Source organism: Kushneria sinocarnis (assembly GCF_003633775.1).
Lineage (GTDB): Bacteria > Pseudomonadota > Gammaproteobacteria > Pseudomonadales > Halomonadaceae > Kushneria > Kushneria sinocarnis.
Map to the genome: position 1 here is coordinate 1 of NZ_RBIN01000008.1, position 11,909 is coordinate 11,909.

Here is an 11,909-nt window from a genome sequence, read left to right on the forward strand (position 1 = left end):
ACGGACCACCTGAGGTGGTCAGAAAATGATCGCTGACGCGATGGTTGTGCCACTCTGAGCCCTTCAACCGCTCAGAGACGAATTGATCAGCGATTCCTAAGGGACCCTGGAGGCAACCGAACAAAAAACCCCTGTTTGCTTTCGAGCACTTCAATTATCTCGGCCTGATTCGACATTACCAGCAGCTCTTTGGTATCGACAGGGTACATGTCTTTGCCTATGAGCAGCTGCGTCATGACCCTCAGTCATTCATGCGTGATTTTTCTGCCCGTACAGGCCTGGATTTCGATCCTGATTCAATCAGGACAGGCAGCGAAAACTCTTCATATCTGCACCGAACCCTGGCTCTGGCGCGTTTTCTCAACCATTTCACTTATCGGGATGTCGCTGACAAGAAATATCTCGTGTCGCTGTTTCCCAAGCACAAGCCCATCAGAAGAATTCTGGAAAGATTCAATCATAGTGCTCTTGCCGGACGCCGACTCTCCTCCGAGGAGCTACTGGGCAGCCAGATCAGTGATGACATTGAATCGATTTATAACGAAACCAATCCTGCCCTGGCTCGCGAAACAGGTCTGCCGCTTGCCGAACTCGGCTATCCCGGCCTTGCCTGACGCAGGAATTGGCAGACGATCCCGAGGCGAATCGCAACAGCATCAATCCGATCCGGCAAATACGGAGGATTGTTCATCCAGGGGGCTTCCGAGCGGACGACTCATATCCGTCCTGTTTCTGACAACTTCCTCAGAGTAAAGAAACCGTTCGAAGGCTTTAACGTCTACCGAGTGCCCCTGATCCACCAGGATCTTCTTCTTGGTCCAGCGTGCCAGGGTACACAGCTCTATAAAGGGTAGCCCGGCCTCGAAGGCAGGCAGGTCAAGCCTCTCCAGCAGCCGGCGATGGAACAGGTCCCAGAAGGGTTCCGGCCATCGCCAGCGCGCCTTCATCAGCCCGGTGCCCAGCAGCTGGCCGGACTGCAGGCTTTCGGCATCGATGGCGCAGACCCGACCATCCGGTCGCTGCACGAAGTTCTTGAAGCCCGGGTCCGTATAGTCGTAGCCGAGCCATAACTGTCCCGGCATCAGACGCTCGGCCGCCTCCGTCAGCTCTCCGTGAAGTCGGCCATCGAGCAGCCCGACCTGATGGAGGAATTTCAGATCCTGCTGCAGCTGCCGGGGAAAGGGCGTTTCCCGCGGCGGCATTCGTTCCGGATCATGGTCATAAAGCTCAACGTAGATATCCAGCAGACGGTCCACGAGCGCGTGATCGGGCCTTTGCAGCGTTTCGCCTTCGACATACTCGAGCCAGAGGGCACTTTCATGGCGGAAGATGACTGTCGGGAAGAGCTCACTGCTTTCGAAGGCCCTGAGGCGGCGCTCGATGTCGGCAGCAATCGATGAGTCATCAAAGGTCAGATACTTGGTGTACAGGCCATTGACCGAGAGCAGGGAGACATCCTGACCTTTCTGCTGTCGCCTGGCGGACAGACGCCTGACCACGCGGGTCATGCCGAAGCGGCTTTTACCTTGCAACAGTGATCTGATCATGATCGATGGCCTCGAGCGTGCCTCTGATCGCACCCTGGTCGTCTATCGCAGCTCATGAGTCCCGCCCATGAAGGGCACCATGAAAAGCGGCGAAGGGTGTCACCCACCCGGTGGATGGCAGAGCAGGGGCTATTACCCCTTATTTGAAAACAGCGTTCACGTTAAGTGTCCATTAATACCTGTATAAAAGTAACAGAAGCTGTCATCAAGGCCCAATCGGGTCGATAGTCACAAGGCAAGCGGTCGGAACAGTCCGCCAGGCGTCAGCCAGCGAGCATTACGGACAGGCATGGCGCTTGATCAGCGCGGCCGGGCCAGCAGCACTTCGACATACTGGTTGATCGCGCCGCCCACCGAGAAATCATCCGCCCGCTGTGCCAGCAGGGCGCCGTTGACCGGCTCACACAGGGTTGCTTCGATGGCATCGGCCAGCGCCGGCTCATCGCCGACCGGTACCAGCCGACCATAACGCCCCTGCCCCAGGATTTCCGCCGGCCCTGCCGGGCAGTCGGTGGCCACTACCGGACAGCCGCAGGCCATGGCCTCGATCAGCACACTCGGCATGCCCTCCGAAATCGAGGAGAGCACCAGCAGATCGGCGCGCGCCATCCACGCAAAGGGGTTATCGATCCGCCCGGGCAGGGCCACGGCCTGCTCGAGACCGAGTTCACTGCGCAGGGCCTCCAGATGACTGCGCTGGTCGCCCTCCCCCAGAATGATCAGGCGGACCTCACCCATGCGTTGGCGCAGGCGTGCCAGCGTGCGCAGCAGGGTGGGATAATCCTTCTTGGTCACCAGCCGGCCGACCGCCAGCAGCACCGGCACCTCGGCATCCTCCAGCCAGCTACACTCAACCGGCTCGGCTGCCCGCTCCTGCAGTTCGGGACCCACCACCTGATTGTAGATCACGCGAATGCGCTCGGCGGGCAGCGTCGTCACCCGCTGCAGGTTATCCGCCACGCCATGGGAGACGGCAATGGCGCCCTCGGCCGACGGATAGAGCAGCGGAATCAGCCGGTCCCGCCGGCGGGCGCGCACGTTGCGATACGCCTCGCTCGAGGCCAGATGGACCACATTGCTCTGTCGAATCACCACCGGCACCCTCGAGCCCGCCAGCCGTCCGGCCGCCAGCCCGGCAAGATTGGGCGGAATCGACATGGTAAACAGTACATCAGGGCACTCACGGCGCAGATAACGCGCGATCAGCGGTACACAGAGCGCCAGACGCTGCTTGTTGCGCAGGCGATCCACGAAACCGCGCCCCAGCTCGAGTAGCCGGGCACCCTCGGGGACGGCTTCACGCCAGTGCGGACTGCTGCCCGGCACCAGCAGATCGACCCGATGCCCGGCTGCCATCAGGGCCCGGGCAACGCTGATCATCATGCGCTCACGCGATCCCAGCGGCAGCGCACCCATCAGCATGGCAATGCGTGCGGGTCGATTCGATCGGGGTTCGGCAGATGAGCTCACGGCTCGGCTCCGGCACGCCCCGGCTGTCGAGATGTCGAAGTCTGCTCCCCGGCAGCAAAGCGCCGAAGGAAGTCATGGCGCGACAGGTAGCCTTCCACCTCATCCGCCAGCTCGGGAGGCCAGCTCACCTGATCACCGGTCCGGCTGGGCTTCTGAAAGACGATCGAAGCGCAGTCGTCCAGGTAGCGATCGGACACCGGGGTACAACCGAGCGCTTCCAGCAGGGCGCGCAGCTCCCGCCGCGGGTCCGCGATCAGATCATCAAGATAGACATCCCGCACCCGGTCCGGGTAGCGCGCCTTGAGCTGCGCCATCAGGTCGGTATTGGCAAAATAGCCCCGTGCCGCGGCGTCCAGGCTGGTGTGCGTGCGACGGGCCCGGGTAGCGATATTGTCCCACGGGTTGCGGATGACATGAATGAACTCGAAGGGAACCGGCAGCAGCGAATCGAGCCGATCGATCAGCTCGGGATGGCGACGCAACAGGCGCAGGGTGCCATTGCCCTTCTTGTCGCCGGCCACGGTCAATTGCTCATAGCGCCCCTGGTACTGGTTCGGGACCTGATAGTCGTACCCGGTATATTCGCGGCCGAGGTAGTCAAACAGCATGGCATTGAGCTTGATCGCCCGTACCACCCGCTCGAAGTCATGCCCGTGGTGAAAATGCTTGAGCGCATGCATCTCATGGGCAATGACCACCGCGGGATGCGCATCCAGCAGTGAGCCGACCAGCGAATGACCACTGCGGCTGTAACCGACGAAGAACACGAAGCGCGCCGGGGACTGCGCATCAGGGCACCAGTCGGCCAGCGCCGGGCCGCTGCGCGCGAGCAGACGATCCACCAGCCGGTAGCTCTGCATCGACTCCCGGGCGGGCTGCACGCCCCGCACGATGCGGGCGGCATCACTCAGCGCAGCAGCATGATCCTGACGCAATAACTGCCAGCCGCCACTCAGCGCCCAGCCGGCGCCGCGTGCCAGCTCTCCGGTCAGCTGCCGGGCACGTTCACGCCGCTTGGCGGTCAGCCCCCGCGAGGGCGTGCGGGCCGTCTCGAAAGCGGTCATTCAGGCAGCACCCCGACTGGTGAGACGCCCCCGACCGAACCGGCGCAGTTTCGACACCGGCGAGTCCAGACTCCGCTCGAGATAGTCGATGTGTCGCAGTGCCGGCCCCATGGTCAGGAACTCCTGCTGCACGCGTGCCATGTCACGCCAGAGCTCGGGGGCCTCGGTCGACACCCGATCGCTGGCCAGCCCCTCCAGCCACTGCCAGACCTGGTCGATCAGCGGATTGAGGCGGGCCCGGGCATCCGGGTCCTCCCCCTGATGGTGGCGCAGCGCGGGATTGACGAATTCGCGACCGAAGACCCCGATCTCGCGTTCGACTTCCTCGGTGACAGGTAGCGACAGTCGCGCCGCGAGCCGATGCATCTGCTGCTCCGGTTCACTCATCAGCCGATCGTAATCCACCACTGTAAAGCGATGGCTGCGCAGCAGATGAAAATAGGGCACCAGCCGAATCAGGCACTCGAGATCGCTTTTCTCCTGGCGGCCGCGCACTTCACTGAGCTTGGCACGCGAGCGCGCCACCGATAGCGGATGGCGCGCGGCAATCACATAGCTGACCTCTACACCGAGAGTCGCGAACACCTGCTCCCAGAAGGGCAGCAGGCGCATGACACCACCGGATTTGAAGCCCCACAGCGGCGAGTTGCCGAAGCGCTCGCGAATCACGCGCACGGCTTCATCATGCAGCGCGTGCCAGTGACGGGTCTGCCACTCCTGCTCATCGATCAGGCGCAGGCTGGTGCCGGTGCCCTGCAGTTCGAATTCGTGATGCAGGCGCTTGTTGATCGAAAGCAGCGCCTCGTCCTCGAAGAACCCCTTGGGGTTCTTCGACGTGCCGCGCTTGAGCTGACCCCCGAGGTCCACCCCCAGCGATTGCACGCCGCGGGTCAGGGTACTGGTCCCACTGCGACCGGCGCCGATCACCACGATCGCCCGCTGGGGGGCGTCCCCGGTCGCACTTGTTTCAACAGTCATGCCTGCTCCTGTTATGGCTGTCCGGCAAGCAGGGGCGAAGGCACGGTCGCCCGATGCATCACCCCGGCCCGGCCCCCATGGCTCAGCCGACGCTACCTGCGCTGTCGGATGCCCCGGACAGACAGAGTGCCAGCAGCTGTTCGATGTGGCGCTGCGGGCTGTCCGTGGCATGCAGGCTCAGCTCCGGCTGCATCGGCGGCTCATAGGGGCTGTCGATGCCGGTAAAATCATGAATCTCGCCCGCCCGGGCACGACGATAAAGCCCCTTGGGATCGCGCTGTTCACAGAGCCCGAGCGGCGTATCAACAAAGACTTCCTGAAACTCTCCGGGTCGGAACAGGGATCGGGCCTGCTGACGGTCACGGGCAAAGGGAGAGATGAAGGCCGTCAGCACGATCAGCCCGGACTCGACGAACAGATGCGCCACCTCACCGATCCGGCGGATGTTCTCGCTGCGATCGGCCCGACTCATGCCGAGATCGCGACACAGTCCGTGACGGATGTTGTCGCCATCGAGCAGCATGGTATGGCAGCCACGCCGGTTGAGCTCGGCCTCGAGCACATTGGCCAGCGTCGACTTGCCGGAGCCGGAAAGCCCGGTAAACCAGATGCAGCGCCCGGCATGGGGCTTGAGTCGCCCGCGCATCTCGGGCGTGACGCTACCGGTATTCCAGACCACGTCCGCAGGGCTGTCGTTATCGCGATACTCGAAGGCCATGAACCCATCGCTACAGGTGAGTGTGGCGGCAGTATAGCCGTGAAGCGGGAATAGATGAGCTCATTACGCTGACAGACCGACATTATGGAAAACTTAAAATGCCGTCGAAAGGCGTCAGCGACCTGCCACTGTCATGCCAATGGAGACGATAGTCCGGGCAAGGTTGATTTCGCAGGGCGCAGACCGGATGATCGGCTCATTCAATCCCGAAGCCAGATCAGGTTTTCCATCATGAGCTATCTCGATTTCGAGGCCCTGGAGAAGATGGATGAACGGGCCTTCCTGAACCGGCATCCCTATCCCTGGGCCAATCCGGCGGGCCTGCTGACCGATGAAGGTTTCCGGGCCCTCAAGGAGAGTCTGCCGGAAGAGGAGCGCTTTACCCGGATCTTCGGCAAGCCGCGTCAGCACGGCCAGAAGCCGCATGATCGGCTGTCGCTGGATTACGAACCCGGCATGGAACTCTCCCCCCACTGGCAGGCCTTCATGGAAGAGCTGCACGGGCCGCAGTATCGGCGTTTTCTGGCGCGCATGCTGGACACGAACCAGTTCAGCCTGAAGTGTCACTGGCACTATACGCCGGCCAGCTGCTCCGTATCACCGCACTGCGATGCCAACTGGAAGCTCGGCTCGCACATCTTCTATTTCAACACCGAGGAGGACTGGCGGCCCGAATGGGGCGGTCAGACGGTGGTGCTGGACGATCACGGCCGCTTCAAGACCCGAAGCGCCCCCGAGTTCGAGGATTTCGACGAAGAGATCGAATCGACCGCCATGGGCAACCAGAGCTTTCTGTTCACCCGCCGCGGCAACTCCTGGCACGGCGTGCGCGAAATCACCTGCCCGCCGGAGTACTACCGCAAGGTCATGATCGTGGTCATTCGCGATGCCCGCCCGCTCCGGCAGTTCACCCAGACGGTCAAGGGGTGGCTCCGGCGCGCCGCCTGAGAGCCGGCCCGACCATGCGCCGCTTGCAATCCCGACGGGGCCGGCAGGATGTCATGCCGGCCCCGATCGCTTCGTCGAAAGATATCGTCATGGCTGGCAAAGGCCGTTAACCCCGTCTTAAAATTCTCCGGGCACCATCGCAGCCATTGCCACCGGATGCCAATGTGACACGCTTGTCCAGCCCCTCGCTTGCCTCGCGCCCGGTTCGGGTCGAACGCGCTGCCTCGTCCGATACACCGCACTGTATCGTCCTGCCGATACTGGAGGATGGCGGCGAACAGCACCCGCCGGTGCGCATTTTCGTCGGCAGTGAAGCCGCCCAGTTGCGCGCCCAGCGGGTGCTGCTCTTCTCCATCGAGCGGGTGCGCGATCCGCGGCGGGAGTATCGCATCCATCTGCTGAAGGAGATCGAGGGGTTCGATCGCTCCCGCTGGCGCACCGGTTTCACCAACTACCGCTATGCCGTCCCCGGCTTTGCGGGCGGCCACGGGCGTGCCATCTACAACGATGTGGCCCAGATCTATCTCGAAGACCCTGCTCACCTGTTCGATCTGCCGATGGGGGAGCACGGCTATCTCTCCATCACGCCGGAGGACACCTCGGTCATGCTGCTCGACTGCGAGCGCATGTCGCCCTACTGGAACGCCACCACGGCCGGCGCTGCCGACAAGCAGACCCTGCTGCAATACGCCAGTGAGGTGCCGGGACTGCGTGGGCCGCTTGATGCCGGCTGGAATACCCGGGATGAGGAGTACGCCGAACAGGTACCGCATCTGCTGCACTATACGTCGCTGCACCAGCAGCCCTGGCAGCCGAGGCCGGACCGCTACTCCTATCAGCCTCATCCGCTGGCGGACATCTGGTTCGCGCTCGAGCGTGAAGCGGATCAGATCGGCTATGGCCCGTTCAGCGCCGAGACGCCCAGCCCGTGGTTCGAATCGGCACTGCAGAAAGCGGAGGCTCACGCCGCGGGTCCGCTACCGGTCAGCGAGACCGCCCGCGAAACCGCTCGTCAGCTCTCGCTCGATGAGCTGCTCTGGTGTCATCCCGACACAAGCCGGTCGGCACCGCCGCCCCTGCCGGCGGCCCGATGCCGGGAGCGCTCACCGCGTCAGCTCATTGCCGGCTTGCAGGACACCTCGAACGATGACCCCGGGGTCCATGACGGTATCTCGGTCACCGATTTCCTCGAACATCTTCCCGGCGAAGACATTCCATGGCTGCTCGAGGAGCTGGCCCGGCGTAGCCAACGACTGCTCCATGTCGGTCTGCAGCTGCCCGCCGATGCTTATGCGTCCCCGCCATTGAGCATGACCCGCTGGTGGCGGCGAGAGCTGCGCAAGCTGACCCGACGCCATCCGCAACTGAGCTGGCTGCTGGATATCCGGCGTGGCTCGGCGTCACGGCCGGAGAGCGTCAGCTCCACCCTGACCGGCGCCCGCCGGCCCGACGCTCCCGAACACGAGCAGCCCCGGGTCTGGGTACTGACCGGTGTTCATCGCGGCGACAACGCCCAGCTGCGGCTGCTGGCCGACCGGCTGGGCTGGCCCTGGGAGGAGAAACCGCTGGTCTTTCGCCCCCGTTCGATCCGGATTTTGCAGGGCGCCCGCCCGACCCTGCAGATCCTGACACCCGACAACCGGACCCGGTTCGCTCCGCCGTGGCCGGACATCGTGCTGGGCATCGGCCGGCGCAGTGTCAACGTGGCCCGCTGGATCCGCCGGCAGTCGCGCGGCCATACCCAGCTGTTCTGGCTGGGGCGCCCCCGGGTGGCACTCGATCATTTCGACCTGATTGCCACCACCCCGCAGTATGGCCTGCCGGCGCGCGACCACATCATTCACAATCTGCTGCCGCTCAATCGACCGAATCTCGATGACGTTGCCCGTGATGAATGGGCCCGGCGGCTGAGTGCGCTGCCCCGCCCCTGGCTGGGCGTCATGATCGGCGGGGCCACCCGGGTCAAGCCGTTTTCGGTGGAGGATGCCGTGCGCATGGCCACCCGGGCCTGCGAGCTGGCAAGACAGCGCGGCGGTACACTGCTGATCTCGACCAGTCCGCGTACCCCGTCACGGGTCACCGAAGCCTTTTTCGCCCGGATCGATGTGCCCTGCCATACCTATGACTGGCAGGCCCACCAGGGCGCCGACAATCCGCACCAGGCGTTCCTGGCACTCTGCGACGGCTTCATCGTCTCGGATGACAGTGCCTCGATGATGGCCGAAGCCATCACCACCCGCCGGCCCACCTGGCTACACACCCTCGATGGCGCTTCCCCGGACCGCCTCGACCGACTGCTTGCCGGCATCCACGGCTGGCTCTGCCGACGCACCCGGCAACTCAACAGCCGCGGCGTGCATCGCCAGCAGGACTGGCAGGGCCGGTTCTACGACTATCTCTTCACGCGAGGCCTGATCGCCCGCCCCCGCGATCTCTACCGGCTTGATCAGACCCTGCGCATACGCGGTCTGGCGCGCTCACTGCCTACCTCGGCCTCACAGCCTGCCGATCCCCGGGAAATCATCCCCATGGCGGATGAACTCGAAGCCACGGTCGAGGAAATGCGGCTGCGGGCCGGCGAACGCCAGCGGCGCTAGTCGGCTCCGCCGCGGCGGCCGCTGCCACACCCCTTTCCACCGGCGCGACTGCTCCTGCCCGAAACACCCCGGCTCGGCCCGGCCACGCCCTCGGTGGCGAAGCGCTTCCGTTCCCCTGAAGGAGTTGTTAATGTTTTCTTAATCTTCATGAACAACGTTTTATAACCCGGATCTCCCATGCCGCTACCAGGAAACTCTCCCACCCCGGACCGCCCTTTCCGGATCGAACGCGCCACCAGCCCCGAGATGCCGCACTGCGTGGTGCTGCCGGCCATGACCGCCACACCGGCCGAAGCGCCACCGGTACGTATCTATCTGGGCACCGAGCAGGCGCAGATCCGCGCCCAGCGCGTCTTCCTCTTCTCGGTCGAGAAGCACCGTGACCCCGCCCGGGAGTATCGGATCTATCTGATGAAGGATCTGTCGGGCTTCAATCAGAGCCACTGGCGCACCGGCTTTACCAATTACCGCTATGCCATCCCGGCGTTTGCAGGCGGTGAAGGGCGCGCCATCTACAACGATGTCGATCAGATCTATCTGGAGGACCCGGCCCATCTGTTCGATCTTGCGCTGGAGCAGCACGGATATCGGTCGATTTCGCCGGAAGATACCTCGGTCATGCTGATCGACTGCGCCCGCATGCTGCAGCTGTGGAACCTGAAAAGCGCCCGCAGCGGCCGCAAGCGCGAGCTGATCAACACCGCGGCCAGAACCGCCGGGCTGTGGGGCAAGCTGGAGGATGGCTGGAACACCCGCGACGAGGAGTACTCGCAGCTCACCGCCCGGGTGCTGCACTACACGGCGCTGCACAAACAGCCCTGGCAGCCGACCCCCGCGGTCTACTCCTACCACCCCCACCCGCTGGAAGATCTCTGGTTCGAGCTCGAACGGGAAGCGGATGCCCTCAATTACGGCCCCTTCACCGCCGAGATGCCGAGCCCGTGGTTCGAGGAAGCCCTGAATGCACTCGACCAGCGCCCGCCGGCGCCCTTCACCGCCAGCGAAGGGGCGGCTCGACTCGTTTCCGCACTCGACCTGCATGATCTGTACTGGTACCACCCCCCTGCACAGCCGGCAGCAGAGGCACCGCTGGCAGTCGAACAGGTCACCTCGTGCGCGCTTCACGGAACCCGGGAGGCGCACGCCGATGGGGTCGCCGTGACCGGTCTGCTGGAACATCTGCCCGGCGAAGACACGCCATGGCTGCTGGAACAGCTGGCCCGCCATGCCCGAAAACTGCTCTACATCGGTCTGGAACTGTCGGCGGAGGCCGAAGCCGCCGATACCGGCCTGGACAGTACCCGCTGGTGGCAACGCCAGCTGCGCACCCTGACCCGGCATCATCCGCGGCTCGCCTGGCAGCTGGATATCCGCCGCGGCCGAAACGGCGGCGTGGCAGTCATTCAGTCCGCCATGACCGGCGCCCGGCTCACGCAGGGCGCCGAAGCGTCCTCACCGACCGTCTGGCTGCTGCTGAGCGAGCATGTCGGCGACAATGCCCAGCTGCGCACGCTGGGCACCGAACTGGCGTGGCCGGTGATCGAGAAGCCACCGCTGATCGATTTCAAGCCGGCCCGCATGATGCCGCTGACCCGCCCGTCGCTGCGGGGAGTGAATCAGGCGCGACGGGACGAACTGCAGGCGCCGTGGCCGGACATCGTCATCAGCACCGGCCGGCGCAACGTCAACCTGGCCCGCTGGATCCAGCAGCAGTCGGGCGGCCATACCCAGCTGATCTGGGTGGGGCGCCCACGCGCACCGCTGCACTGGTTCGACCTGATCGTGACCACGCCCCAGTACGGGTTGCCGGCACGCGAGCATATCCTGCACAACCTGCTGCCGCTCAATCGGCCACCCGAGGTGGCCGAGGATGTGCTGAAGGCCTGGCAGGCACGTCTCGGTGACCTGCCGCGCCCCTGGTATGGCGTGCTGATCGGGGGGACCGGCAGCCTGAAGAAGTTCGATGCCGAGGATGCCCGACGGATGGTCGAGGCAGCCGCCGGGCTGGCACGGCGCGACGGTGGTTCGCTGCTGATCACCACCAGTCCGCGCACCCCGACCGAGGTTCGCCGGGTGCTGCAGGCCGAGCTGGCCGTGCCGAATCACCTGCACGAATGGCACCTCGGGCAGCAGGATCATTTTTATCCGGCCATGCTGGCACTGGCCGACGGTTTCATCGTCTCCGATGACAGCGCTTCCATGATGGCCGAAGCCATCAGGACGCATCGACCGGTCTGGCTGCATCAGCTCGAGCCACTCCCCCTCTCCCGGCACGCCAGGCGTCAGGCCCGATTCGCCCACTGGATGCACCAGCGCACCCGTCAGACCAGCGCCCGCGGCACCCATCGCCAGCAGGACTGGCGGGGTCGCTTCTTCGATCGACTGTATATCAACGGCATTGTGCGCACGCCCCGCGACCTCGGCCAGCTCGACGAAACCCTGCAGATCCGTGGCCTGTGTCAGCCGCTGCAGGGCGCGGGTGAACCGGCATTCCGGCCCCCCGCCATACCTGTGCCGGACGAGATCAGGGCGACCGTCGAGGAGATCCGACGAAGGGCCGGCGAACGTTACTGGAAGGAGTGAAGGC

General features: G+C 64.2%; 9 protein-coding genes. 4 read left to right on the plus strand and 5 right to left on the minus strand.

Features of this window, described 5'->3' with window-relative positions:
- The first annotated feature begins 251 nt into the window (after window positions 1-251).
- The gene (locus C7446_RS13295) at window positions 252-614 is read left to right on the plus strand and encodes a hypothetical protein (protein WP_121173613.1); all 363 of its coding nucleotides are present in this window, start codon (window positions 252-254) and stop codon (window positions 612-614) included.
- A gap of 42 nt (window positions 615-656) precedes the next feature.
- Here the strand turns inward: C7446_RS13295 and C7446_RS13300 are convergent, their stop codons facing one another.
- From C7446_RS13300 to cysC, 5 genes are all read right to left on the minus strand, one after another.
- Complete coding sequence (locus tag C7446_RS13300) at window positions 657-1,547, minus strand: hypothetical protein (protein WP_147408779.1); 891 nt, start codon at window positions 1,545-1,547, stop codon at window positions 657-659.
- A gap of 300 nt (window positions 1,548-1,847) precedes the next feature.
- Window positions 1,848-3,017, minus strand: a complete 1,170-nt coding sequence (locus C7446_RS13305; RefSeq protein ID WP_121173615.1) for a glycosyltransferase — start codon at window positions 3,015-3,017, stop codon at window positions 1,848-1,850.
- On the minus strand, window positions 3,014-4,081 hold the full coding sequence (locus C7446_RS13310) for a sulfotransferase family protein (protein ID WP_121173616.1): 1,068 nt from the start codon (window positions 4,079-4,081) through the stop codon (window positions 3,014-3,016). Before C7446_RS13310 ends, C7446_RS13305 begins: the two co-directional genes overlap by 4 nt.
- Window positions 4,082-5,059 carry a sulfotransferase family protein gene (locus C7446_RS13315; RefSeq protein WP_121173617.1) on the minus strand — a complete coding sequence of 326 codons (978 nt, stop codon included), beginning with the start codon at window positions 5,057-5,059 and terminating at the stop codon, window positions 4,082-4,084.
- Window positions 5,060-5,141: 82 nt separating this feature from the next.
- Window positions 5,142-5,777 carry an adenylyl-sulfate kinase gene (cysC, locus tag C7446_RS13320; protein ID WP_121173618.1) on the minus strand — a complete coding sequence of 212 codons (636 nt, stop codon included), beginning with the start codon at window positions 5,775-5,777 and terminating at the stop codon, window positions 5,142-5,144.
- 231 nt (window positions 5,778-6,008) lie between these two features.
- On the opposite strand from cysC, the gene C7446_RS13325 reads away from it, so the two are divergent.
- The 3 genes from C7446_RS13325 to C7446_RS13335 all read left to right on the plus strand — a co-directional run bounded on the left by C7446_RS13325 (window position 6,009) and on the right by C7446_RS13335 (window position 11,905).
- A complete protein-coding gene (locus tag C7446_RS13325) occupies window positions 6,009-6,725 on the plus strand; it encodes a 2OG-Fe(II) oxygenase (RefSeq protein WP_121173619.1) in 717 nt (238 codons plus the stop codon).
- 164 nt (window positions 6,726-6,889) lie between these two features.
- Window positions 6,890-9,322, plus strand: a complete 2,433-nt coding sequence (locus C7446_RS13330) for a mitochondrial fission ELM1 family protein (protein WP_147408780.1) — start codon at window positions 6,890-6,892, stop codon at window positions 9,320-9,322.
- Between the two features lie 177 nt (window positions 9,323-9,499).
- Complete coding sequence (locus C7446_RS13335) at window positions 9,500-11,905, plus strand: mitochondrial fission ELM1 family protein (RefSeq protein WP_121173621.1); 2,406 nt, start codon at window positions 9,500-9,502, stop codon at window positions 11,903-11,905.
- Window positions 11,906-11,909: the final 4 nt, after the last annotated feature.